This window comes from Desulfoconvexum algidum, assembly GCF_055382125.1.
Genome location: NZ_AP042394.1, coordinates 1,066,392 through 1,090,432, shown reverse-complemented (window position 1 = coordinate 1,090,432; position 24,041 = coordinate 1,066,392). Strand labels below are relative to the sequence as shown.

The window sequence follows — 24,041 nt, the reverse complement described above, 5'->3', positions numbered from 1 at the left end:
GGCGGAAAGAATGTATCACCCGTTTACATCCCTACCACTTTATCGATTTGAACCAAACTGTGTTTGGTTCGTTTAAAAACGCTGAATTCATCTTTTTTCTCATCATAGATTGAATTGACAAACACATCTCCCCAATTCTCCTGATCCATCTTGGGAAAATCTGTTCGATAGAAATATCCGGGCCATCGGGTTTCCTCTCTGAATAATTTATGGCGGGTATGTGCCTCAGCCAGTTGAACTCTTTGTATGTTTTCCCAACACCGCATTAGCTCATGAAGGTTCCTGGCACCAAGTTTAGACAGGTCTTCTTTGAGCCAGTTTAATTCTTTGAGCGCAATATTCAGTGTGACAGCAGAGCAATTGTACTGAGAACCGCAGCCGCCGACATATTCATCCATAATTTTATTGAGACGGAATAATGCCATTTTAGGCGTAATAAAGTTGGGGTTAACCTCTTCCACGGGCATATCATACCGTTTTTTAGCAGCCCCCAGGGTGGTATACCCGGTGTTGTCTTCGTACTGCGCCAATGGCGCTTGGATATCTGCCTTGAGTTTTTCAATAACACCCGTATCCGGTTCTGGTTTATCCCTGTTTTCAACACAAAATTTAATCGCTGCTTTGGCAGCAATTCTGCCTTCTGTAAAGGAACCGGATGAAAATTTGTGACTTGAATTGGCAACACCATCACCCGCAGCAAAAAGGCCCTTAATTGTTGTCATGCGGTTATACCCGAAGAAATAATCACCCTTGGAATCATCGGTTTGAATATCTTCCGGTCCGCTTGTCCAGGCACCTGAAGCCCCTGAATGAGACCCAATAAAATAAGGTTCCGACGGCATAATTTCAGAAGCGCTTTCTTCTGGAAAAACATCCTTTGATGCCCAGAGAACCGCCTGGCTGATGGTCATGTCCAGAAAATCCTCCCATGCTTGAGCTTCAAGCTTTTTCATTTCTTTTTTATAGGTTTTTTTATCCGGTGCTGCTTCTGCGATTTTGGCAATGGCTTTATCCGTATGAATGAATATGGGGCCATCCCCCTTTTCATACATTTCCTTCATCATCAGATGATTTCTCAGGCAGGTTGGAATGGGCTTTACCTCTCCATAAGGCGGCCAGTTATGCAGTTCTCCGCCTTCAGCAAGCCCTTCTCCCATGTAATCAAACCCGGTGGCCGAGGTGGCTGTTGCCTTGAACAATAAAAACCATGCCCCCACGGGTCCATAGCCGTCTTTATATCTCGCAGGAATAAAGACCACTTCCTGGGAACTCATTTCAGCACCGGCTGCTGTGGTGAGATAGGAACTGGACCCGGAATTCCATGGGGGATACCATGCCCGGCCCAATCCTTCGCCAGTGGATCGGGGTTTGAAGACATGTACCGCACCGCCGGCACTGACAATACAGGCATTGCACTTGAATACATAAATTTTATTTTCCCTGACACTGAATCCAATGGCACCACAGACCCGTTCTTTATCATTTTTGTCCAACAATAGTTTAATAATAAAGACACGTTCATAGATGTTATCTATGCCCACAGCTGTTTTGGCAGCTTCAGCGACAATGGCTTTGTAGGATTCCCCGTTGATCATCAACTGCCATCTGCCCTCATGCACATAATTGCCTTCTTTGTCCTTCCAGATTGGCAGACCATATTTTTCAAATAGATGGACACTGCCGTTTACATGCCTGGAAATGTCCATCACAAGGTCATCCCGGCAAAGCCCCATCAAGTCCTGACGGACATAACTTAAATAATCCACGGGTGTATTTTCGCCCTGGTACTGATTTATCGCGGAAAGTCCCATGCCGACGGCACCGCTTCTCTCCATGGCTGCTTTATCCACGACGGTTACTTTTAAATTGTTTTGTTTGGCCCAATGCGCGGCTTCCACGCATGCCCCAGATCCAGCCATACCTGGACCAATGATCAAAAGATCTGTTGATACTTCAACAGTTTCAAAATTCTTCATGATGTATCCTTTAATTTTTAAGGGTCCATAGTTTATCAGCTCTTAAAGAAGCTGGCTCCGTGAACAATAATTGGTCATCCAATGTCCCGGTACCTTCACCAAAATCACCATCGGGTACAACATTTCCCTCAGCCACTGTCCTAATTGGGAATTTAAAACGCTTTACGGTTCCCCCCCTGAAACTGACTGTCCACATAATATCATCGCTGCCTCTTAACGGCACAACATTTGCGCCCAGAGGCGTAAAGTCAGCGTATCCTCTGACTTCGATGGCCTGGGATGGGCAGATCTTAACACAATTATAGCATTCCCAGCACATGTCAGGTTCTGAATTGTAGGCTTTCATCAAGTCTACGTCTAAGGTCATGAGGTCGTTAGGGCATATGTATTCACAAGCGGTTTTATCGCCTCCCTTGCACCCGTCACATTTTTCATTAATGACATAACTTGGCATTTTACCTCCTTATCGTATTTAAACAGATTTAAAACGTTATTATCATTTCAGCTTACCTTATCATGACGCGGGTTGACCTACCTGTCGTATAGATTTTCCCCATTGTTTACTCTGAGCGTGACTGAACTCCTTGTCAAAAAAACAGCCATGGGTGTTGAGAAAGAAAAACTGCTTGCCTGGATGCCGAATGATGAAGTAAGCTGCCTGTCTTCTTTAAAATACAGCAATATACATGCCATATGGCAATGACGCCTGTGCCCCCTGATAAAGTTGATAATTCATTAAAAACAGGTAATTAGGATTGACAATCCGGGGGATCGAAACAGGGTGACTGGATAAGTAGCGCCACCAAGAATATTGTAGCGCCACCAGTTAATTATTATTTAACACTCCCTGGAATCATCTGTTTTGATCGACAGACCTGGGACGATTGAATACGATGTAGCGCTACTTTTGAGTCCTAGGACAAGGAGCCATGAAAGACCGGATAAGAACAAAAGCGATATTATTGCCATGGCACAATTATTGAAGCTCATTTATCAGAACTCATCTGTTGTTTTTCAAATGGGCAATTACAGGAGATAATTGCAACATGTTTCAATCATAAACAAAGGAGATTTAAAATGGGAAAATTAAAAAAATTCGTAATGGTTCATAATACGCCTGGAGTTGACTGCAAAGATGTGCAGGCCAATTGGAGAAAACTGGCAAGGGTGGAAACAGCCACATGGGTGAGAACTTATTTTAATGAAGATAAAGGTGTTCGTTATTGTATCTGGCTGGCCCCCGGGGAAGAAGAGTTGAAAAATATTTTTACAGAAATAGGTATTAGCTGGGATTCTATAACTCCCGTGGAAGAAACGATTCCAGATCTTTGGGGAGAAGGATGGGACGAGCACCTGAAAAAAGATGCAATTGCTGATAACCTTGGGAATTGATAAGTACACAGGCATGCCTATCTATCGGCCAATAGGGGTGCCCCGTTTTCCTGGGATTATTGTGCGTGTTATAGAGGCCTTTTCACAACCTTTCTGATTTTGCAAAGGCCTCTATATTTTTAAACACAATTTTCAATATCTTTTGCATAATTTTCAAAATCGTTTTGCAAAAGAAACCGTGATATTACCTGGCTGACTTTATCTGCAGTATCCACTCGATAAACGCCTTTTGAATTGCGTCCTGTAATTTTTTTAGCATTTTCAACGATTGCCTGAAGCGCTATTGCTGTTATTTCCACATTAACATTAATCACAAGGGTATTTTTTTCATTTGCCATAATTTTTTATCCTTTTTTTGTTTTATCAATAATTGTAAACCCTAAACTACTTGATCATATTGGGTGCTATTAAAGGGGTGTTGAACTAGGCACAAAAAAAATATCAGATTGATAATAACAAAGCAATTGGAAACTGATCATTTCGCGGCAAAAATTATGGATAAAAAAGCACATGAAAATTTTCAAGGCCACCTATTCCTATTCTTTTTTCCAGGATGATCGTTTCGATCTGGCTGCATCGGCGGGGCTTTTTGTAATCCCCATCGATTATAGTATAAAGGCAACAAACTTGCTCGAGGGACATGAAGAAGATTCCGTAACAGCGCCCCTTCCGGTGATTGGCCTTAGGGGAGATTTTGCCATCACCCCTAAACTGTTTCTTAAATCCAATATAGATTTCTTTTATCTCGAATATGATAACTATGAAGGCAGCATAATTGATATACGAATGGCCATAGAGTATAATCTGTTCAAGAATATAGGGTTTGGATTGGGGTTTGAACATCTTCAGGTGGACGTTGAGGCCAAAGGAGACAGCGATTTCCCCGGCGTGAATTTTAACGGAAATATTCTATTTAATTATTCCGGAGTTCTCCTCTATACAAAAATCTATTTTTAATAATTTGTTGAGCCCTAAACCATGGGGATTGAAAAATTCTTCTTTAATCCCCCTTATTGGTTCACGAGCACGAGTATCAGAGATATTAAATAAAAAAAGCGTTCTGTCCATCACCATGATAAGAAAGGTTTAGGAATATCGGCTGAAATCCTTATAAAACCTTACAGTTTACAAAAGAAAGGTGCCGCATGAATAGATTGTGGCGCTGGATTTTATACCTCCTTGACCGGGCCAAAGGCTTGAAATGCCGGGACGACTTCACTCTCATCGGACCCGGCATGTATGCATAATTATCTATAATACATCCCAGTTGCCTTGCTTTCGGAGTTCTTGTGTGATTTGCTTTGCCCTGTCAATAAGTTCCATGACATTGATCTTGCCTGTCTTGTTCATGGGAAACTGTTGGTCAACAGGCCAGAACTCCACATGTATGGGCCGCTTGTAAGATGCTATTCCTTTGCAGTATTCAAGTATGTCTTCTTTGGTGACGGATGAACCCGGTTTCGGCTGCACAAAGGCAAATACACCGTCAACGAAAATTTTGTGCGGCGTTCCAACAACCTGCGCCTGGGTAACTTCCGGGTGCCTGCTGATAAACTCGGTGACCTCGTCAGGGAACACCAGGTATCCCTTGGGCTTAATTACAAATTTCCTCCGGCCTGCGAAGACCAGAGCTTTGTAGGTGCCCATATCCTTCAAGGCTCCCATATCACCTGTGTAGAGGATTCCTTCTTTTGATATGACATTTGCTGTGGCTTCAGGATTGTTGTAGTAGCCAAGGAACACGACATCACCATCCACGCAAATCTCCCCCGGATCGTCCCCCTTGATCTCCTCGCCTGCTGTTCCGTCCTCATTCATGGGTTTGCGAATTGTGACTTTTGCAAGTTCAGGGTAGAACTGGCCCACCTGTCCTGCCAGTTCTTCAACCGAAATGCCCCTGGGTGTACAGGTGAAATATCCGGATGTCTCTGTCATTCCCAGTGCCGTACCGAATGTCGGTGACATCTTCGCCATTTCTTTGAGAAAAGCAGTATCTACCGCACTTCCTCCGTACAGGGAATATTTGAGGTTGCTGAGGTCAAAATCCTTGTAGTTGGGCAGTGCCCATATCATTCTGAACATGGTGGGAACTCCGCCGAAGAAGGTGGCCTTGTATTTTTGAACCGCTTCAAGTGACTTGACAGGCTCGAATATGCTGAGGCTAATAATGGCGCCGCCCTGGTACCAGGCCGTCATGGGGCCCTGGGCTGTCCCGGCAACATGGCTTGTTGGCATGATATTGAGAAAACGGTAATCGGTGCCATAGAGTCCCACTCCGCGTGAGAACACCTCGTTATTTGTCATGATACTGAGGTGAGACATCAGGGCCGGCTTAGGCTCACCTGTCGTTCCTGTAGTGAAGATAATAAGGGCCGGATCACGAGGCGTCAGTTTCTCATAGTCATCAAGGAGCTGCTTTGCAAGTGTGGTATCGGATTTCAGTTCCTCCAGCGCCTTTTCACCAAAGAGGTCGATGAAATCCTTTGCACCGTCTATGGCGCCGTCGGCTGACAACTGTACAATATGGTCAACATAGGGACATTTTTCTTTTATAGTTTGGGCAATTTCCCCAAAATCTCTGATCGGTGTTTTGCCAAGGCAAAAGAAGGCCTTGGCTTCGATCTTGTCAAGGTCTCGAACCACCTCGTGCGGCTGCTCTTTCACGTCAAGAGGAGAGATGATGGCGCCGATCTTAAGGCAGCCGTAAACGAGTAAATAGAACTGAGGAACTGCCAGGAACTGTGTAACGACGATATCTCCCTTGCCTATCCCCATTTTTTTCAAGCGCATCGCATAGAGGTCAGTCAATTCATCAAATTCCTTGTAACTTATGACCTGCCCGTTATCAGCAAACACAATGCAGTCATTATCAGGTGTGAGGTCTGCCCACCTCATGATATGATCAGGCAGGAGCGGTAGCTTATGAGGGCCTTGAAAATCAGCGTCTCTCAGTTTTGTTTTCATGAATAAAGTCTCCGGTTGAATTATCAGTATTAGACTACTGTTCATTTACCTCATAACAAAAGTACTCTATTTTGTATATATATAAGCAAATCAAAAATCCCGGTGAGATGGGTCTCCCCGATCCAGAACGCCGGTTTGCCCTACAACGAGGTCAACTCCATATCAAGCTGCTCTATTTTTTCCATGGCCCTGCCTGATCCCCTCTCGGCTTTGGAGGACAGCCCTGTTCCAATTTCCAGGGCATGCTTTTTATCTATACCGATTCCCAGGAACAAAACATTTTGATACTCTATTTTCAGGCATTTCATCAACAGCTGAACCGGAATATTATGTGTTGCAAAACTGTATCCCGGGTCTTCATCAAGATCAATGAAGTCTGCAGTGCCTTCCCCTATACCCGTTACAGCGTCGATGACCACGATAATATCCGGGGAATAAACGCGAATATTATGAAACTGGTTTTCAGGGGTATCTCCGCCATAGAAGACCTTCCATTGGGAAGCGTCTTCCATCCGTCTGCCGGTAAGGTCAGCAACTCCGTCATCACCACGAAGGGTGTTGCCCATGGTAAGAATGGCCTTTTTCATATCAATCCATCCGAAGGGTAAGAAAACCTTGTTCTAGGTGGTTAAGAAGATCCCTGAATTTTGAATCCGGAATCTCCTTTTTTATCCGTTCTGCGTGTTCCGGATATAGATCAATCTCAAAGTATTTCATAAGATTGCCAAGTTTGAATCGGGTATATTCACCGCCGGAGTTGGCGATCTCTTTATAATCTGTCTCCTCTATTTCCATTATCTGTTCTGCAAAATCAATGGTTCCAAGGCCGTGACCATTCTTCATCACATGAAGTTTTATCTGATCTACGGGATTTTTATAATCCGTATCAGGATCGATATTTCTCTGTTTTAGTCTGAATATCCGTATCATCTAAATCCTTTTTGTGGGATGGGAACAACGTTAAATTTATTCATCAAATTTATTCATCAAATTTATTCATCCATTTGAGATAAACATGCTTGTGAAGCACTTCCATGCACTCTGCAAATCTTGGATCTTCTTCTTTTTTGAGAAAATCATCCACAAGCCCCCCCACCTCTGAAATATTATCCGGCCTGGCAGACTGTCCAAGCAGGGCCATGTATTTATCGTAAAGTTTGCGGCCATGGATATATCCCATGAGTTCTCTTGCGGCAATTTTGACTTGTTTTTCAAACCGGAAATCTCCGAATATGGAAGGGAGATTAGCAGGCGGTTCGCCCTGGTCACCACCATGGGACTGATGCTTGAGCTTTTGTTCAAGGATACCAAGGGCAACACCAAAACCATCCAGAATGGTCGCCGGATGGGGGGGGCATCCGGGGATAAACATGTCCACCGGAATATGGCTGTCAATTCCAGACCATGTTCCATAGGTATCGTGGAAAATACCGCCGGTACACCCACAGGCTCCGACCGCAACAACAATTTTCGGATCTGGCATGGCCTCATAGGCCCTTAAAAGAGGATATCGCATCATTCGTGTGACCGAACCCGTGCAGACAAGGATATCCGCATGTCTCGGTGAGGCAACCAGTTTAAATCCCAGCCGTTCCGGATCCCACCAGGGGGTTAGCACTGAAAAGATCTCAATATCACATCCGTTACAAGAACCTGCATCCACACGGTATACAAAAAAGGAGCGTTTTATGTTCGCCAGGTGTTTGAGCTTTTTCTCAACACTGTTTTCCCGGCTTATCTGTTCAGGAATTTCGTATAGAGGTTTCATCTTTTTCCTCCCATATGGAAAAATTCAACGCTGTTTTCAACGGCTTGTTTTTGTTTACACCCGGGACAGAGCCCGGGATCCGGGTCTGCCTCCTGGGACGGATTAAGGGATTTCAAAAGTGCCTTCTGGTAGTTAAAGAGTCTCTGTGTGGTAAACGCTTTTCCACATTTTATACAATATTTAAGTTTGAATTGACCTTTTACCAGAAGATCCTCCTTGTTAAACAGGACCGCCATCTGAAATTCCTGGGAAAGTCTGATGGCCCCTGTTGGGCAGACTTCGTCGCATCTGCCGCAGAAGATACATCTGCCATAATCAATTTGCCACACCAGCAGATCCTTTTCTTTGTTAAGTTTCAATGATATGGCGTTGGAAGGGCAGGCCACGGAACAGGCGCCGCAACCCAGGCATTTTTCATAAATATATTCCGGTTTTCCCCTGTAATCTTCACCCGGTGTATAGGGTTCAAAGGGGTAGGCAAGTGTTGCGTTGCCTCCCTTTTTAGCAAATTCAAGAAGTTTCATTGGATATCTCCCATCCTATAAATCTTTTATTGGAGAGTTTTTAAGGGTTTTTGCGTAATTTTTCAGTTGATCTTTACCGATAATTTTTGATTTGCCATTGTTGACATTGACAACGGTTATTCTTTCAGTACAAGAATAGCAAGGATCAAGTGAGCAGACGATAAGCGGCGCATCGGATATAGAGTTGCCCCTTAATTGGAACCTCAGTGACGGCCAGTTGTTGTAGGTAGCAGCCCTCACCCTCCACCTGTAAACCTTTTGCGCATTTCCGTGCATGGTGAAGTGGATGTTGGAACCTCTGGGGGCCTCGTCGTGTCCAATTGCAAAGGTATGGGGAACGACAAAGGCCTCTTTATTTATAATAGGGCCTTTGGGCATTAACTCAAGGGTCTGGCGGATGATGGAAACGGACTGGATAAGCTCCTTTGCCCTTACGGTTTCCCTTGAGAGAACATCCCCGTCAGCCCCTACCGGGACTTCAAATTTGACCTTTTTATACCAGTCAAAGGCATGGTCATATCGTGAATCGCGCAAGATTCCAGTTCCCCGGACATTTGGTCCTACCGTAGAAAAATCCCGGGCGATCTGGGGATCAAGGATCCCTGTACCCTTCCATCTTGAAAGAAGGTTTGGCGCATCAAGTACTGCTTCCCAGCACTCTTTAAACCCCGTTTCTATCTGTTTGACAAGGGTGAGCATAATATTGCGCTCCCTGGCCGTAAGATCCCGTCTGACACCGCCCACCATTATCATCCCATAGGTTTTTCGACCTCCGGTGAGATGCTGGGCAAGCTCCATGGCGATCTCTCTGACTTTAAACATCTGGAGAAATGCGGTGAAATTACCCGTAAGCTCGGCCGCTAGACCGATATTGAGCATATGGGAATGAAGTCTCTCCATCTCAAGGCAAACGGTTCTGATGGCCTGGGCCCTCAGGGGAACTTTTACGCCTGCTGCACGTTCAGCACTTTCGATACACGCGACCGCGTGTGCAAAACCGCAGATACCTCAGACCCTTTCGGCAAGATAGCCCATCTGGTCATAATTCATTCTGTTTTCAGCCAGTTTCTCCATGCCCCGGTGGATGTAGAACATCTTATAATCGGCGTCAACAATGGTTTCTCCGTCAACATAAAGCCTGAAGTGCCCCGGTTCATCCGCCGTTATATGCAAGGGTCCCAGGGGAATATCCACAGTTCCTGACCCAATGGGATCATTAAATTTGGTGTCCGGCTCATGGTCCAGATCACAGGGGGCGAACCTTTCTCGGTAATCCATGGCATCTTTTCTCAAGGGATATATCCCTTCAGGAAAGTCATCGGGAAGAACAAGTCTTCGTTTATCGGGAAGTCCCTGGGGGATAATTCCGAACATATCCCTTGCCTCCCTCTCATACCATACGGCTGCCGGCACAAGGGGGGTCACCGAAGGAAACACCGGATCATGCGGGGGGATAAGGGCCTTTACGATTATCCAACATTTTTCGTCCTGAGCGAGTTCGTCGGTCGGATCGAGTTTCCCGCCTTCCATTGAAAGTACGTAATAGACGGCAAAGTTTCCGTTCAGATCCCTTTCATCATTGGCGACCATGGTGGAAAGCCACCCGCCCATCTCATAGTATAAACTCTTCACAACCAAAGGAAGGTCATTTCTGTCCACCAGTATTGTTATCTGGTCTTCCGGCTGGCGGCTGATCTCTTCAACTGAAAATTTCTGCCCGAGGGCATTAATAAATCTATCTCCTTTTCTCAATTTCCTGACCTCCAATATCATGGGTTTTGAAGCACTTGTGCGACGGCATTATTTAAAAGTTCTGTCCAGCAGTCCGGCGGAAAAATTCCGATGGTGCAAATAAGAATGGCAAATACGAACAAGGGCAAGTTAGCCGTTGGACTGACCTCCCCAGAATTTTTTATCTCCTCTGGGGTTTCACCAAAGGCAAGGGTGTTAAAATGGGAAACCAGTCCATAAAAGACAATACCCAGTCCCATCAGCAAGATTGCAACCTCCAGGTACTGGTGTGACCCAATTCCCGCCATGATCGCATAAAATTCACTTGTGAAAATTGCCATGGGCGGAAGACCTGCAAGTGAAAACATGGCAATGGCCAGAAAAACAGCCGAAACCGGGGCAATCTTGAACAGCCCTCCCATCCGGTCCATATCCCTTGTCCCATAAATGTGCTGAAGGTTTCCGGCTGTACAAAAAGCCAGTGCCTTGGTAAGGGAATGGTTCAGCACATGAAAAAACATGGCAAAGAGTCCCAGCTTGCCGCCAAAGGCCATGGCCACGGAGATAATACCCAGATTTTCAGTTGAACTGTATGCAAACATTCTCTTGAGATCCCGTTGTCTGAGGATGAACAGGGCACCGATAAAGATGGAAAGCAGTCCAAGGATCATCAGACAGGTCTTTACAAAGACAAGTGTTTCCGGAGAGTGAACCGCCACCGAATAAAAGCGGATGATGGCTGCAATTGCACATTTGAGTAAAACCGCCGACAGCAGTGCAGATGCAGGTGCAGGACCTTCTGCATGGGCGTCGGGGAGCCAGGTGTGCATGGGGGCAAGTCCCGCCTTGGTTCCATATCCGATGAGGAAAAAAACAAATATGATTTTCATCACCCCTGGATTTAATTGCCTCCCATGGAGTGAAAGTGATGTCCATAGCATGGCGTCGTGGGCATTTCCTATAATTCCCAGGGAAGAAGAGTAGAGAAGAATGGTTCCATAGAGTCCAAAGGCGAGCCCGATACTGCAGATCACGATATATTTCCATCCCCCTTCAACGGCACTTTTTTTCCTGTAAAGGGAGACAAGAAATACTGAGGAGAGGGTGGTTGCCTCGATGGCTATCCACATGAGCACGATGTTATTTGACATAACCGAAAGCAGCATGGTGAAAATAAACAGATGGGACAGGGCAAAAAAAAGTCTGGCGTCCATGAATTCGATCTCCTTTGATTCAAGCTCCCAGGAAATGTATTTCACAGAATAGAGGTTTGTCAAAAGCCCGACAACGGATATGACAACAATAAAAACAGCCCCCACAGGATCGATAAAGATAAAATCGTTGAGGGCCGTGATGGTCTCTTTTTTTAATGCAGACCGCACAGCGGCAAGGCCAATAAAAGAGGTTGTCACGGCTGCCAGGCAGTGGACAAAGTTGAGGATTTTTATTTTTTTCATCCCCCCCGCAAGCCATGTGACCAGTGAAAAAATAAGCGGAACTGCCAACAGTGCTATCAGTAAGAATTCTTTGTTTATATTCATGGATTTATCCTTTCAGCTCCTTTGCCTGTGATGTATCAAGTGATCCAAAAAATCTAAAAAATCTGGATCCCAGGGCCACCATGATGACAACGGCGAATATGGCGTCTGTCATAATTCCGATTTCAACCGTTTCCGGTGCATTGTATGCCGTAAGCGCAAGGGTTAAATGGGCCCCGTTTTCAAACAGACAGTAGGAGAGGATTTGTTTTATGACAGATTTTCTAAAAACCATTCCCAATATTCCCATCATAAATACGAGGATGGATACTGCCAGGGGAATGGCCAGGTTGATAAGGGAAAACTCAAGGAAAACCGGATTGAGAATAAGGGCCACCGAAAGTGCCATACCCAGGGATAAAAATGGATTGTAGACACCGATAAAAGGACCCTCTTCCTGGGTGATTTCGGTTTTTTTGATCAGCCTCAAAATAAGCCATGGCACCAGTACCACTTTTGTGACAAAGGCCGTTGCAGCCCATACAAAAAGTGAATTTATCCCATACTTCAACCCCAGCATAAGAAAAATAAAAGCCAGTGCAAAGGTCTGTAAAGAATAAAGATATGTTGCAAGTTTTAATTTCCTTGTCTCAAAAACCAGGAAAGAGAGCCCAGCCATTATAATGGAGGCGACTGTGATAGTGTTCATGGTCATTATCCTAACCTCCCGACGATTAAAAGAATCAATGCTGCACACGAGACGCTGAAGGCACCAATGGCAGAAGATTTAATTTTGAGGATGGTAAAGCGTGAGCTGAAGTGTTCAATATATGATGTCAAGACAAAGAAGAGGCAGAGCTTTACAAGAAAGAACAGCAGAGCCGCCAGTCGATTGTCAACATATGGCCACGGGCAGAAAATCGAAATAAACAGCCCTGCCATTGCGCATTGTTTTACCAGAAACCCAACCTGGGACAATGCCAGCCTTTTACCGCTGTATTCAGCCAGGAGTCCTTCCTGAAGTTCCTGCTCAGCCTCGGTTACATCGTAGGGTTTTTTCCCGGTTTCGGCATAGGTTGCCCAGAGAAAGGCTAGTCCTGCCAGAATAAAAGAGGGGGTCATTAAATTTACCCCTCCCGATTCAACAAGCATTCTTATTTCCACAAGATTGGTTGTTCCACCGGCAAGGAGCACAACGACCAGTAAAGCCAGAACAAAGGTCGGCTCAACAAACAAGGAGAGGACCTGCTCCCGGCTGGCAGAAATTCCTGCAAAAGGACTTGCGGTATCCAGTGCAGCAATCCCGAAGACAAAACGGAGAAAAGCCAGCAGGTAGACGATGACAAAAAGGTCTGAAACCATACCGTATTGGGCAGAGGTTGCCACCGCTGGAATGACGGCTGCAAGAACACCGGCAATGGCAAAAATCATCCATGGGGCAGATCGAAAAAACCAGGAGGATTGCCCGGGAAGGGTTTCTGATCTTTTAAAAAGTTTTATGATATCCCTGCAGGTCTGAAATGGGTCAGGAGGACCGCTTCTGCTCTGAAACCGGGCCGCCATCATCCTTCCAATTCCGTGGAAGATGGGGGCAACAAGAATAATACTCACTGTCTGTATGATGATGATCATTATTTCCATGCTATCCATAATACCCCCTAAAAATACATTGCTATGATTATAAAAATAGCGAAAACCACAAGAACATAGGAAGCATAAATCTGCATCCTTCCATTCTGTATGATCCCCGCTTTTTCACCGGCCCAGGAAAAGAAAATTCCCAACTTTTTGTAAATCATCTCCCACCAGATTTCCCTTGGGCTATTGCTGTATTTTACCCGGCCAAAGTATTTGTCTGTTTCTTCAAATATGACCTCGCTCTGGTAGAGCCATTTCATGAGTTGCCGGGGGGCGCCAGTAAACGAAGATGCGTTCATCTGCATTCTGGTTGAATACTTGAATCCGCATACCCACGGGTCTGTTCCCCTTGTAATGGTTCCTTTTAACAAAAGCGTCAAAATTACAGGAAGCATCAGCAGGGAAATCATGAGAATAAAAAGAAGGGACGGAGAGACAAGGGCACCCATGGGGGAAAGAACAGACACACCGGCAGTGGCGGTAAAGGATGAGGGGCAGATACTGGTTACAACCCCCATGATTTTTTGCACCACCAGGGGGGCACCCATGCCAAAAAGAACACAACAGATCACAAGAATATACATTCCGCCCACCATGCTCCAGGGAGCCTCACCGGCATTTTCCCATATTTCTTTATTTCTTGGTATTCCGGTGAAGATAATGCCGTACAACTTTACAAAACACATGACAGCAAGTGATCCTGTGAGGGCCAGGGCAAGAATGGCAATGGGAAATAGAATCATCACCGTTATTCCGCCGCCCACGGCACCTGTGACCATTGATTGGAATGTCATCCATTCACTTGCAAAACCGTTTAAGGGCGGCAGTGCACAGATGGCCATTGAGCCGATGAGAAAAGCGACGGCCGTCAGGGGCATTTTTTTTGCGAGCCCTCCCAGGACCTCCATATTATTGGAACCCGTTGAATGGATGACACTTCCGGCGCCAAGAAAAAGAAGTCCCTTGAAGGTTGCGTGGCTCAATACGTGGTAGAGGCCCCCAAGAAAACCTGCGGCCGAAATAAGTGTGTTGCCAATGGCAAGTCCATAGATGCCGGTTCCCACCCCCAGGAGAATAATGCCGATGTTCTCAACAGAGCTGTAGGCCAGAAAAGCCTTTATATCGTTTTGAACAAGGGCGTAGAGCACCCCAAGAAGGGCGGAAAGCCCCCCTATAACAATGATTAAAATTCCCCACCACTCCTGAACGGGCAGCCAGGTGCAGGTTCGGATGATGCCGTATATGGCGGTTTTGATCATTACCGCCGACATCAAAGCAGATACATGGGAGGGCGCTGCCGGGTGTGCCTCGGGCAGCCAGACATGAACAGGAAAGATACCGGCCTTTGCACCGAAACCAATGAAAAAAAGGAGAAAAATAACGGTTGCCATGAAAGGAGAGACAGAGGCGTCGGCAAAGCTTTCAAAATTTAATGACCCTGTGATGGTTGAGAGGAGAAGAAAACCCACAAGTATCAGAGCACCGCCAAGATGGGCCATGATCATGTAAAGATTGGCTGCCTGTTTGGTTTTTGCCGAGTCGTTAAACCAGATGAGAAAATATGAGGTAAGGGTCATGAGTTCCCAGAAGACCATAAACCAGAAAATTTGGGCAGCCGATACAACCAGAAGCATTGAAACGATGAAAAGATTGAAAAAAAATCCCATGGTTCCGGTACCGCCCTTCTGTTTATAGGTCTGTGAATAGTGAAATCCATACAGGGACGCTGCCATGGCAACAAGGCAGATCACAAAAGAGAAAAAGCAGGAGAGCGGGTCAAGTAAAAACCTGGCTGTCATGAGAGGGAACATCAGTTCAAGGGTGGTGCTGCCCTCCATATGGGAAATAAAAAACCAGACCCCCCATGCAGAGACTGCCGAGGGGATGAGAAAACCTGTTATGGATGAAAGCCTGGGGCTTCGGTATAAGGCCAGGGAAATCAGAGCTGCCGCAAAATACATCAGATAAAGTTCAGCCATTTTTGATCTCCCCCATGGATGAAATCAAACTTGCCACCGCCTCATTTGACTTTGACGCAATCTGTAAGGATGAAACGTCATTTGCCTTTATGTGGATGAGTGCATGGACAGGACATACATTAACGCAGGCAGGTCCCTGTTCCGACCCTTGGCACAGATCACACTTGATGGCGACGGTTTTACTGCCGTTCCTTGTTTCAAGGGGCGACACGTAGTATTCAGTGCTGTAGTCAACGGAAGGCATGGGTTCTGATGCAGGTTGAAGGCAGCCAAAGGGACAGGCAAGAATGCACATTTTGCAGCCGATGCATAGCTGTTCATTCACGGCAACCCTGTCTTCGGTGATTTCAAGGGCACCGGTCGGGCAGACCTTTGCACAGGGAGCGTCTTCACACTGGCGACATTGATTGGGCATGGTCCCCCCCATGGTTGTAACCATTGTAAGCCTCGGCTTTGCGACTTTTCCCCTCTCCTTTGCAGATTGATAGCAGGCTGCAAGGCAGGTGTGACATCCAATACATTTACCAGGGTCACAAATTACAAACCCGTTAATTTTTTTGGAAACCGGATGGTTCATTTAATTACCCCTCGGGGCATTGATTTCACCCCTTAATCTGGCATTGATGTCAGGAAAATACTTCGCTCTTTTGTCATCCAAAATGGAAAGATATTCATTTTCAGGAATCTGGGTTATTCTGACCGCAGCTATTTTCAGTTCGGGTATTTTAGAGACAGGATCAAGATGATCGGCCACCGTAAGCTCATTCACATTTGCCTCCCAGTAGTGAAAGGTTCCAAAAATCGTATGTTTGGGAATCCTTTCCATGATTCTTACACTGGTTGCAATCATTCCCCTTTTATTTTCAATCTTTACAAAATCACCCTCTGACAATCCATATTCCATTGCCATCTGCTCACCAATCTCCACGGCATGGCGATATTGGTCCGCTCCATCCATGAGCGGAGGACAGCGCCTTGTCATGGTTCCGGTATGGTATTGGTAAACATAGCGTCCCGTCGTAAGGATACAGGGGTATTCATCTGATCTTTTTTCAATGATAGAACCGGCCATGAAGGGATATCCAGGGGGCAGGCAGAGTTTGGTTTTCCAGATTTCTGCAAGATTTTCTTTTTCTGAAAATTCCGGGGTAAAAACAACCGGAACAAGTACCGCCTTTTTGTCAGGCGTATTGAAGATAGACCCCTTGTAGAGGCAGGGGGTTCCCGGATGATCGGAAGTCGGGCATGGCGCACAGAGCCCATTGGTATCTTTGAGCCGTTTAAAATCCATGCCGCCAAATTGATTCTGGTTGACAACCCTAATCTCATTCCAAACCTCTTCGGCATTTCTATAGTCAAACCCTTTGACGCCACTGTTTTTTGCCATTTGACAGATGATCTCCAGATCACCCATTGCATTCCCCGGAGGGGGGACTGCCCTGTTTACGAGTTGGACCCTTCTTGAGGTATTGACAAAGGTACCGTCTTTTTCTGCGAAACAGGCGGCAGGCAAAACAAGGTCGGCATGGGCTGCGGTTTGTGTCAGGAAGATATCCTGAACAAGCATGAAATCAAGATGCTCCAGGGAATGGAGGAAATGATCTGTCCATGGATCTGAAACAGCAGGGTTTTCGCCCATTATATAGAGAAATTTAATGTCACCTTTCTCCATTTTCTCCGGTGCTTCCGTAAGCACGAACCCCGGTTTTTCCGGTAATTTGCAATCCCAGATTTTTTCAAGCGCGCCGCGGTCTCCATCATTTGTGACGGGTTTTCCGCTTGGCAAGACAGTTGGAAGTGCTCCCAGCATACAGGCGCCCTGTACATTGTTCTGGCCCCGGAGGGGATTTACGCCGGCGCCTTCAATGCCAAGGTTTCCGGTAATTGCGGCAAGGTTTGAAACAGACCATACGTTTCCTGTTCCCGAGGAAAACTGGGTAAGCCCCATTGCATAAAGAATCGCGGATGGTGAATTTGTGGCGTAAAGCCTTGCTGCCGCTACAAAGAGTCCAGGCTCAACACCCGTAAGTTTACCTACAGCTTTGGGCGTGTAGGGTTCAACTGCCATTTTGAGATATTCAAACCCCGTTGTAAATTTTTCTACAAATGTTTTATTATAAAGATTTTCTTCAATGATGACATTCATGATGCAGTTGAGTGTGGGGATATTATACCCCGGTGGAATTTGTAAAAAAACATCTGCCTTTTGTGCCATTTCCGTTCGTTTGGGATCCACAACGATGAGTTTAGCCCCTTTTTCTATCCCCTGTTGAAGGTGCATTGCAATTATGGGGTGATTGTGGCTTGTGTTTGAACCGATGATAAAAAAACAACCGCTCTTACTGGAGAACTCGCTGAAGTCGTTTGTCATTGATCCGTTTCCAAGGCTCTTGGCCAGACCGGCCACAGTTGGCGCATGTCACAGCCTTGCGCAGTGGTCAATATTGTTGGTTCCTATCACTGTTCTGAAAAATTTTTGAAAGATATAATTCTCTTCGTTGGTGCATCTTGCCGAAGATAAGCCCATGAAAGCGTCCGGCCCGAAATCATTTTTAACGCTGGTGATCTTCTCCTTGATAAGAGCAAATGCCTCTTCCCAGGTGGATGCACTAAGCTCGCCTCCCCTTGAATACTGCCCGTTCTTTTTTCTGATAAGGGGCTGTGTAAGTCTTTCGGAAGAATGGACAAATTCCCAGCCATACAATCCTTTCAGGCATAATTCCCCATGGTTTACAGGGTGGCCTGCTGTTGGTTCTGCTTTGATAATTCTGTCGTTTTTAACGATCAGATCTATGTTGCATCCACAGCCACAATAGGGACAGGTCGTCTGGATACGTTTCATGATCCTCTCCTTGATGATTTTTTAGACATGGTCTCCCACCTTTATTCAATTTCAAGTTCACTTCACGCTTAAAATAAATTTTGCTACCCGGCTCTCCTTCGGGAAAGGGGACAATAAAATTTATGACAAAAGGCAAGTTAGCAACATGAATGCCACGCAGCTTAAGCGTTGCGAAAAAAAAGGTGAAATTTGGAGAAAAACAGAAATTTAAAACTAAAGAAATGTTCCTTAAGCCTTGAAAGACAAGGACTAAAGAAAAATATTGATGAGAACCATGGTAGATATTATTACGATTTTATACCCCATAGATAGTGTTTTTTTAAGGGCAATGTGTCAACATCTTTTTCATATTGTAAAACCGGCTGTTGCAACTCGTTTTTCGTCCCAAAAAATAAAATAATATTGGATTCCCATAAAGCGACCCTGATTTTACGCGCCATCATTTTACAGCTATTCCATCATTTCATAGCTGCTTGAGGTTACCGGTGCCCTGAGGTTGGGCAACACCTTTTCTAAAAGCACCCCTTCCCTGCTGGGGTTGCTGTAGCCGAAAGTCGACCGGATCGCCATGGATACAAACTGGACTGCCCGGTCCAGGGCTATGGGCAGACTGTCACCCTGCAGAAGGCTGCCGACAATGACACTGGCAAAGGCATCACCGGTGCCCGGGTAATAGGCCGGGATATAGGTGCAATCCACCTTCCAGAACCGGCCATCTTCCCTGTCATAGGCCACAACCGCCGAAACTTTCTTTCTTCCCGGTTCCGGCACGCTGGTCAGGATCACTTTACCCGGCCCCATTTCACTGAGTCGGATGATCCATTGCTTGACCTGTCTGGCCGTCATACTTTCGGAATAAGGCTCGTCCAGAAGAAAGGCGGCTTCGGTAAAATTAGGCGTGATGATATCGGCCATGCCGACCAATTGCCGCATTTCCCGAATCATCTCCGGTCCCATGGTCTGGTAGACCTTCCCATTATCACCCATTACCGGGTCTACGACCACATATTGCCTGGGCTGAGCAAATGTTTTGATAAAATCAATGACAATATCCACCTGTCGGGGGGATCCCAAAAAACCGCTATAAATTGCATCAAAGGTAATATCAAGGGATTTCCAGTGATCGATGATGGGAATCATCTCTTCGGTCAGGTCCACGAAGTGATAGTCATTGAAACCACCGGTATGGGTGGACAAAACCGCCGTGGGCAGGGGACAGACCTGAACTTCCAAGGTTGAAAGTATCGGTATTATGACGGTCAAGGATGCCCGGCCAAACCCGGAAAGGTCATGGATGGCAGCCACTCTTGGTATGGAATTCTGCATTTTTTCTCCCTGATTAATCTTCATTCATATGTCAACTGGCAAAGCACCCACAATTTATGAATTCATGATATCCCTGACTTTCTTTTCTGTAAGTTCTCTGAGATTTTAGTAAATTCATGGTAAAAACAGCACCACCTAAATTTAAGCTTCCCCCCTCTGATTGTCAATTGGTATCTCACGATTGAAGTTTCAACATGCAGGCCTGAGTTTATGAGCAATGTATGTCATGATGATGCTTTGCAAATACCTGGATTGCACAGATCCTCTTGACACGGGATTTATATTTGTGCAATTACAGTGTATACAAAATCCGACGAGGGTTCTGACGGCCAGTGCCGGGTATGCCTGTCTCTTCAGAAAGGATTGAAAAAACAGAAGACACACTCAACGTTTGAGAGGAGTTGGCATGGCCAAACAGAACATCCTCATTGTGGATGACAGCCAGATGATGCGCAATATCATCAAAGGATTCCTGGCTGAGTTTGACTGCGACACAATGGAAGCCAGTGATGGCAAGATTGGGCTGGAGCTAGCGCGGAACAATCATTTTGACCTGATCATAACCGATGTGGAAATGCCCCATAAAAATGGGATACAACTGTGCCAGGAGCTTAAGGAAAATCATTCCACCAGAGGCATCCCTATCCTGATTATCAGCTCCTTTGATTCTGAAGATGATATCAACAAGGGGTTCCAAAGTGGGGCATCCGCCTACCTGTCAAAAGATGAAATAACCCGTCAGTTGTACACCACTGTAAAAACCATTTTATCCAAATCAAGCTTCAACACGTCCAAACGAATCATGATTGTTGATGATTCAGCCATGATCAGGCACCTGGTGACCACGGAACTCTCCAAGTCAGGCTACCAGATACTGACTGCCAAAAACGGCTCTGATGCCCTGCAGAAAATAGAATCTTCCATCCCGGACCTGATCCTTTCTGATATTGACATGCCGATCATGAACGGGTTTGAATTCTGCGAAGCCGTTCAGAAGGATAACCGGTTCAAAACTATTCCCTTTGTTGTCATGAGTGCCAACAGTGACAGGGGGCACATGCAGAGAATGCTCCAAAGAGGGGCCCAGGCATACCTGGTCAAACCATTTAATATGGACCAGGTCACCATTCTTGTGGACAAAATGCTGTCTGATCATTTTGTCATGCTGCTCAAGGACCGGGAACGCCTTGATTCCGAACGTCGTATGATGTTGTCCACCATCACCAGCCTTGTCAACGCTCTGGAAGCAAGGGACACATACACCAAAGGGCATTCCATAGCCGTGGCAAAGATTGCAGCGGATCTGCTCAAACTTTCCGGGGCCTCCAACCAGGATGTTCAAAACATTCTCATTGGCGGTCACCTCCACGACATCGGCAAAATAGGCATCAGTGATGCCATTTTGTTAAAACCTGGCCGTCTCAATAAACAGGAATTTGACTGCATCAAACAGCACCCGGATATTGGGGCAAATATCCTTGCCCCGATTGAAAGCCTCACCGATATTGTTCCCATGGTTCGCTATCACCACGAACGTATGGACGGAAAAGGATATCCCAGTGGACTCAAAGGGTCAAATATCCCGCTATGGGCGAGAATCACAGCAGTTGCTGATACCTTCCACGCATTAACAAGCAACCGGCCCTATCGTACCGGTATGAAGATGGAAAAAGCCCTGCAGATCATTAAAGATGTCAGGGGAACCCAATTATGCCCCGAGTGTGTGGATCTGTTTTTCACATGGATTGCCCAGGACAACAAGTACCAGGAATGGATTGACGCTGGTGTATTTAACGACCAACTGATGTTTAAAGGGGACTAAATGTTGGGCACCATGATGGAATTTATTAGCGTTTGACGAAAACCACCTGGCTACCTGATTGGGCTCCCCAAAAACCCCCGGCTGCAGTGTTGCAGTTTCTGGCCAGGCCATTAAAATACCAGTGGTATGATGCCGCACCTGGCCAAAAACCATGCCTTGTCTGTTAAAATTTTAGAACAAACACTTTTGTTTATCAGGATTACTTCCCAGGGGGAAGCAATCCAAGTTTTTCAAGGGTCTTGTTGCTGGGGACACCGTTGTTATCCCATCCCTGCACCTTATAATAGTCATCGAGCATTGTCTCCAGATCACACACTTCACCCTTTGCAGGACCTGAGGGAAGGGGCTCATCGGTCAACCGTTTCGGAAGCGAATCGTCTTTCCTGTCAAAGCCGGCATTGACAATAAACATGCGCTCTGCATTGATAATGCGCTCTGCAGCATTGACCAACTCTTCAATGGAGTAATCCGCGCCTGTTGCCCTATTGAGGTATTCCAACATGCCCGTGGGGGACATGGTAGTATCTTTTTCCGCAAGCATTCTGGCGCCAAAAAAGATGCATAACCCTGCGGCATCGACAATGGCGGACAGATCCTGAATTCTCTTTGTCGGGCCTGCTTTTCCCTCGGTGGCCAGAGGATCCATGGCAAAGGTAGTTCCGAAAATCTCAAAATATGCCGGGTCACCGCGCATATGAGATCCCCCTATGGGAGAGGTGGCATAGGCAAGCCCCATGGCCTTTGCCCCACGGGGTTCATAGCCTGGGAATTCCTGTTTTTTGGAGACCATGGCAAGTTCCGGATGCCCACACCCCTCTGCAAGACGATAACTGCCATCGGCCAGTTTATCTCCAAACCCTTCACGATATGCGGTCTGACGCGTAAGTTCTACCAATGCGTCGCCCTCTCCCCATTTCAGGGATCTGCCGACTTCATCTTCGCTCAAATACCCCCGATCGACCAGTTCCATGGCACAGGCCACAGTTGCCCCCATTGTGATGGTATCAAGACCAAGCTCATTGCAAAGATAGTTGGCCTTGGTGATGGCGGCAAGATTATCGATCATGCAATTTGAGCCCATGGCATAGACAGTCTCATATTCAGGCCCTTCCCCTTCACCTTCAAAGCCCGGCTCTGTCACCTTTGTGATTCTGCCACATTTAATGGGACAGCCAAAGCACCCTTGATTCTTGACAAGATACTTTTCGGTGAGTGTTGTCCCCTGAATATCTTCCCATCCGTCAAACTCACCCTGCTGCCAGTTTTTCGTGGGGAGTATCCCCTTTGCCTGGGTAACGGCGACCACGCCTGCCGTGCCATTTATGGTCAGACCCACCGGCGTTTTTTTTGCCTCGCTTGTGTACTGATGGAGAATCTTCTGGTTGAACAACTTAAACCCTTCTGGATCTGCAAGGGGTATTTTACCCTTTCCCAAAATGACAACTGCTTTGAGATTTTTGGAGCCCATCACGGCACCAACGCCTGACCTTCCTGCTGCACGATGTTTTTCGTTCATGATCCCTGCAAAAAGAACCTTGTTTTCTCCGGCAGGCCCAATGCACGCCACGCGTGCCTTGGGATCTGTCTGGGCCAAAAGAAGATCCGTGGTCTCAGGAACGGTCTTTCCCCAGAGATGCTCAGCGTCTTTCAGCACGGCTTTGCCGTTGTCTACAAACAAAAAAACAGGTTTTTCAGATTTGCCTTTAAAAATAATCCCATCATACCCGGCACGCTTCATATCCCGTGGCATCATGCCCCCGGAATTAGAGCATGTAATGGCACCGGTCAAGGGCGACTTGGTCATCACCATATACCGTGCTCCGGTGGGCGCAGCAGTTCCGGTAAGGGGGCCGGTCATCATGACCATGAGGTTTTCTGGCGAAAAAGGATCACACGCTGGATCCATTTCCTTATTCAGGTAATAGATGCCGATCCCTCTGCCGCCAATATAATCTTTGGCAACCTGCGGGTCTATCAATTCATCTTTTATCTCTCCGGTTGTCAAATCAACACGAAGAATTTTCCCCATCCATCCTTTCACAACGTTTTCTCCTTTTTTTATGCAGTTTTGGCTGCAATTTGACCCAAAATTTTTGACAGGGTAATCTGTCTCATTTTCTCTTCTATTTCCACTTGAATTTCACCAAAAAGATCCAGAAAAAAGAAATTAACCTGCCCGGCCTGGGGCATTTCATGTTCTGGATTCTCAGTCACATCAAGATAAAAAGCCTTTCGATCTTCAAGGGCGCAATAAATATCCTGGAGATGAATATCCGAGGGATCCTTTGCCAGCATAAAGCCGCCGGAAGGGCCTTGGACGCTTTGAACAATGTTTACCGTGGCAAGATTAGAAAGCAGCTTTCTGAGCTTTGACGCATTGACACCGGTATGTCTGGAAATTTCAGCGCTATTCCGGGGATTCGGCCCGGATTGTGCCAGAAAACACAATGCTTTAACAGAATGGGAGAGTTTGGTTGATGCGGACATAAAACCGACCCTTTAACTTTATTCTTACCCCGATACACACAGACCCCTATATGTTACAGTCACCGTAGCATATATTCAGCCATAAATTCAATAATTTTTAAAAAATAACAGGTT

Annotated in this window: 22 protein-coding genes and 1 pseudogene; 3 read left to right on the top strand and 20 right to left on the bottom strand. The window is 46.1% G+C overall.

All coding sequences use genetic code 11. The annotated features are described in order from the left end of the window. Positions 1 to 23: 23 nt before the first annotated feature. Complete coding sequence (aprA, locus tag ACZ45G_RS04975) at positions 24 to 1,976, bottom strand: adenylyl-sulfate reductase subunit alpha (protein WP_464175599.1); 1,953 nt, start codon at positions 1,974 to 1,976, stop codon at positions 24 to 26. Between the two features lie 10 nt (positions 1,977 to 1,986). Further along, positions 1,987 to 2,430, bottom strand: a complete 444-nt coding sequence (gene aprB / locus ACZ45G_RS04970; protein ID WP_464175597.1) for an adenylyl-sulfate reductase subunit beta — start codon at positions 2,428 to 2,430, stop codon at positions 1,987 to 1,989. 623 nt (positions 2,431 to 3,053) lie between these two features. On the opposite strand from aprB, the gene ACZ45G_RS04965 reads away from it, so the two are divergent. After that, on the top strand, positions 3,054 to 3,368 hold the full coding sequence (locus tag ACZ45G_RS04965) for a DUF4242 domain-containing protein (protein WP_464175595.1): 315 nt from the start codon (positions 3,054 to 3,056) through the stop codon (positions 3,366 to 3,368). Between the two features lie 119 nt (positions 3,369 to 3,487). On the opposite strand, the gene ACZ45G_RS04960 is transcribed toward ACZ45G_RS04965, so the two are convergent. Beyond that, positions 3,488 to 3,706: a hypothetical protein gene (locus tag ACZ45G_RS04960; protein WP_464175593.1), complete on the bottom strand. Its 219-nt coding sequence runs from the start codon at positions 3,704 to 3,706 to the stop codon at positions 3,488 to 3,490. Between the two features lie 172 nt (positions 3,707 to 3,878). Here ACZ45G_RS04960 and ACZ45G_RS04955 point away from each other — a divergent pair, with 172 nt between their 5' ends. Then, the gene (locus ACZ45G_RS04955) at positions 3,879 to 4,325 is read left to right on the top strand and encodes a hypothetical protein (RefSeq protein WP_464175591.1); all 447 of its coding nucleotides are present in this window, start codon (positions 3,879 to 3,881) and stop codon (positions 4,323 to 4,325) included. A gap of 294 nt (positions 4,326 to 4,619) precedes the next feature. Here the strand turns inward: ACZ45G_RS04955 and ACZ45G_RS04950 are convergent, their stop codons facing one another. The 15 genes and pseudogenes from ACZ45G_RS04950 to ACZ45G_RS04880 form a co-directional block, all read right to left on the bottom strand. Further along, positions 4,620 to 6,332 carry a class I adenylate-forming enzyme family protein gene (locus ACZ45G_RS04950; RefSeq protein ID WP_464175589.1) on the bottom strand — a complete coding sequence of 571 codons (1,713 nt, stop codon included), beginning with the start codon at positions 6,330 to 6,332 and terminating at the stop codon, positions 4,620 to 4,622. Positions 6,333 to 6,472: 140 nt separating this feature from the next. Then, complete coding sequence (locus ACZ45G_RS04945) at positions 6,473 to 6,919, bottom strand: hydrogenase maturation protease (RefSeq protein WP_464175587.1); 447 nt, start codon at positions 6,917 to 6,919, stop codon at positions 6,473 to 6,475. Position 6,920: 1 nt separating this feature from the next. Beyond that, the gene (locus ACZ45G_RS04940) at positions 6,921 to 7,262 is read right to left on the bottom strand and encodes a formate hydrogenlyase maturation HycH family protein (RefSeq protein WP_464175585.1); all 342 of its coding nucleotides are present in this window, start codon (positions 7,260 to 7,262) and stop codon (positions 6,921 to 6,923) included. 49 nt (positions 7,263 to 7,311) lie between these two features. Next, complete coding sequence (locus ACZ45G_RS04935) at positions 7,312 to 8,100, bottom strand: NADH-quinone oxidoreductase subunit B family protein (RefSeq protein WP_464175582.1); 789 nt, start codon at positions 8,098 to 8,100, stop codon at positions 7,312 to 7,314. Continuing rightward, positions 8,097 to 8,624 (bottom strand): formate hydrogenlyase complex iron-sulfur subunit, encoded by a 528-nt coding sequence (locus tag ACZ45G_RS04930; protein WP_464175580.1) that lies wholly within the window; start codon positions 8,622 to 8,624, stop codon positions 8,097 to 8,099. The genes ACZ45G_RS04935 and ACZ45G_RS04930 overlap by 4 nt, the downstream gene beginning before the upstream one ends. Before the next feature lie 15 nt (positions 8,625 to 8,639). Beyond that, positions 8,640 to 9,503: a hydrogenase large subunit gene (locus tag ACZ45G_RS04925; RefSeq protein WP_464175578.1), complete on the bottom strand. Its 864-nt coding sequence runs from the start codon at positions 9,501 to 9,503 to the stop codon at positions 8,640 to 8,642. 129 nt (positions 9,504 to 9,632) lie between these two features. Continuing rightward, complete coding sequence (locus ACZ45G_RS04920) at positions 9,633 to 10,376, bottom strand: NADH-quinone oxidoreductase subunit C (protein WP_464175576.1); 744 nt, start codon at positions 10,374 to 10,376, stop codon at positions 9,633 to 9,635. 17 nt (positions 10,377 to 10,393) lie between these two features. Then, on the bottom strand, positions 10,394 to 11,896 hold the full coding sequence (locus tag ACZ45G_RS04915; protein ID WP_464175574.1) for a hydrogenase 4 subunit F: 1,503 nt from the start codon (positions 11,894 to 11,896) through the stop codon (positions 10,394 to 10,396). A gap of 4 nt (positions 11,897 to 11,900) precedes the next feature. After that, positions 11,901 to 12,542, bottom strand: coding sequence for a hydrogenase 4 membrane subunit (hyfE, locus tag ACZ45G_RS04910; protein WP_464175572.1), 642 nt, complete (start codon positions 12,540 to 12,542; stop codon positions 11,901 to 11,903). Between the two features lie 5 nt (positions 12,543 to 12,547). Next, on the bottom strand, positions 12,548 to 13,483 hold the full coding sequence (locus ACZ45G_RS04905) for a respiratory chain complex I subunit 1 family protein (protein ID WP_464175570.1): 936 nt from the start codon (positions 13,481 to 13,483) through the stop codon (positions 12,548 to 12,550). An 8-nt stretch (positions 13,484 to 13,491) separates the two neighbouring features. Further along, positions 13,492 to 15,450, bottom strand: coding sequence for a proton-conducting transporter transmembrane domain-containing protein (locus tag ACZ45G_RS04900; RefSeq protein WP_464175568.1), 1,959 nt, complete (start codon positions 15,448 to 15,450; stop codon positions 13,492 to 13,494). Then, positions 15,443 to 16,027 carry a 4Fe-4S dicluster domain-containing protein gene (locus ACZ45G_RS04895; protein ID WP_464175566.1) on the bottom strand — a complete coding sequence of 195 codons (585 nt, stop codon included), beginning with the start codon at positions 16,025 to 16,027 and terminating at the stop codon, positions 15,443 to 15,445. Before ACZ45G_RS04895 ends, ACZ45G_RS04900 begins: the two co-directional genes overlap by 8 nt. Next, positions 16,028 to 18,154: a molybdopterin oxidoreductase family protein gene (locus ACZ45G_RS04890; RefSeq protein WP_464179875.1), complete on the bottom strand. Its 2,127-nt coding sequence runs from the start codon at positions 18,152 to 18,154 to the stop codon at positions 16,028 to 16,030. Beyond that, positions 18,140 to 18,292, bottom strand: a pseudogene (locus ACZ45G_RS04885) (hypothetical protein); the annotation flags it as partial. The pseudogene ACZ45G_RS04885 and the gene ACZ45G_RS04890, both read right to left, overlap by 15 nt. Positions 18,293 to 18,742: 450 nt before the next feature. Next, entirely contained in the window at positions 18,743 to 19,618 is an 876-nt protein-coding gene (locus ACZ45G_RS04880) for a pyridoxamine kinase (RefSeq protein ID WP_464175564.1), read from the bottom strand. Between the two features lie 406 nt (positions 19,619 to 20,024). Here ACZ45G_RS04880 and ACZ45G_RS04875 point away from each other — a divergent pair, with 406 nt between their 5' ends. Continuing rightward, positions 20,025 to 21,440 carry a response regulator gene (locus tag ACZ45G_RS04875; protein WP_464175562.1) on the top strand — a complete coding sequence of 472 codons (1,416 nt, stop codon included), beginning with the start codon at positions 20,025 to 20,027 and terminating at the stop codon, positions 21,438 to 21,440. Positions 21,441 to 21,639: 199 nt separating this feature from the next. On the opposite strand, the gene ACZ45G_RS04870 is transcribed toward ACZ45G_RS04875, so the two are convergent. Together ACZ45G_RS04870 and ACZ45G_RS04865 are read right to left on the bottom strand one after the other, a co-directional pair. After that, positions 21,640 to 23,481: an aldehyde ferredoxin oxidoreductase family protein gene (locus ACZ45G_RS04870; RefSeq protein ID WP_464175560.1), complete on the bottom strand. Its 1,842-nt coding sequence runs from the start codon at positions 23,479 to 23,481 to the stop codon at positions 21,640 to 21,642. A gap of 17 nt (positions 23,482 to 23,498) precedes the next feature. Beyond that, positions 23,499 to 23,927 (bottom strand): RrF2 family transcriptional regulator, encoded by a 429-nt coding sequence (locus ACZ45G_RS04865; protein ID WP_464175558.1) that lies wholly within the window; start codon positions 23,925 to 23,927, stop codon positions 23,499 to 23,501. Positions 23,928 to 24,041 lie beyond the last annotated feature (114 nt).

Excerpts from the sequence above, each read along its gene's own strand:
- aprA (WP_464175599.1), bottom strand. The coding sequence starts at position 1,976 with ATGAAGAATTTTGAAACTGTTGAAGTATCAACAGATCTTTTGATCATT.
- aprB (WP_464175597.1), bottom strand. The coding sequence starts at position 2,430 with ATGCCAAGTTATGTCATTAATGAAAAATGTGACGGGTGCAAGGGAGGC.
- ACZ45G_RS04965 (WP_464175595.1), top strand. The coding sequence starts at position 3,054 with ATGGGAAAATTAAAAAAATTCGTAATGGTTCATAATACGCCTGGAGTT.
- ACZ45G_RS04960 (WP_464175593.1), bottom strand. The coding sequence starts at position 3,706 with ATGGCAAATGAAAAAAATACCCTTGTGATTAATGTTAATGTGGAAATA.
- ACZ45G_RS04955 (WP_464175591.1), top strand. The coding sequence starts at position 3,879 with ATGAAAATTTTCAAGGCCACCTATTCCTATTCTTTTTTCCAGGATGAT.
- ACZ45G_RS04950 (WP_464175589.1), bottom strand. The coding sequence starts at position 6,332 with ATGAAAACAAAACTGAGAGACGCTGATTTTCAAGGCCCTCATAAGCTA.
- ACZ45G_RS04945 (WP_464175587.1), bottom strand. The coding sequence starts at position 6,919 with ATGAAAAAGGCCATTCTTACCATGGGCAACACCCTTCGTGGTGATGAC.
- ACZ45G_RS04940 (WP_464175585.1), bottom strand. The coding sequence starts at position 7,262 with ATGATACGGATATTCAGACTAAAACAGAGAAATATCGATCCTGATACG.
- ACZ45G_RS04935 (WP_464175582.1), bottom strand. The coding sequence starts at position 8,100 with ATGAAACCTCTATACGAAATTCCTGAACAGATAAGCCGGGAAAACAGT.
- ACZ45G_RS04930 (WP_464175580.1), bottom strand. The coding sequence starts at position 8,624 with ATGAAACTTCTTGAATTTGCTAAAAAGGGAGGCAACGCAACACTTGCC.
- ACZ45G_RS04925 (WP_464175578.1), bottom strand. The coding sequence starts at position 9,503 with ATGCTCAATATCGGTCTAGCGGCCGAGCTTACGGGTAATTTCACCGCA.
- ACZ45G_RS04915 (WP_464175574.1), bottom strand. The coding sequence starts at position 11,896 with ATGAATATAAACAAAGAATTCTTACTGATAGCACTGTTGGCAGTTCCG.
- hyfE (WP_464175572.1), bottom strand. The coding sequence starts at position 12,542 with ATGAACACTATCACAGTCGCCTCCATTATAATGGCTGGGCTCTCTTTC.
- ACZ45G_RS04905 (WP_464175570.1), bottom strand. The coding sequence starts at position 13,483 with ATGGATAGCATGGAAATAATGATCATCATCATACAGACAGTGAGTATT.
- ACZ45G_RS04900 (WP_464175568.1), bottom strand. The coding sequence starts at position 15,450 with ATGGCTGAACTTTATCTGATGTATTTTGCGGCAGCTCTGATTTCCCTG.
- ACZ45G_RS04895 (WP_464175566.1), bottom strand. The coding sequence starts at position 16,027 with ATGAACCATCCGGTTTCCAAAAAAATTAACGGGTTTGTAATTTGTGAC.
- ACZ45G_RS04880 (WP_464175564.1), bottom strand. The coding sequence starts at position 19,618 with ATGCAGAATTCCATACCAAGAGTGGCTGCCATCCATGACCTTTCCGGG.
- ACZ45G_RS04875 (WP_464175562.1), top strand. The coding sequence starts at position 20,025 with ATGGCCAAACAGAACATCCTCATTGTGGATGACAGCCAGATGATGCGC.
- ACZ45G_RS04865 (WP_464175558.1), bottom strand. The coding sequence starts at position 23,927 with ATGTCCGCATCAACCAAACTCTCCCATTCTGTTAAAGCATTGTGTTTT.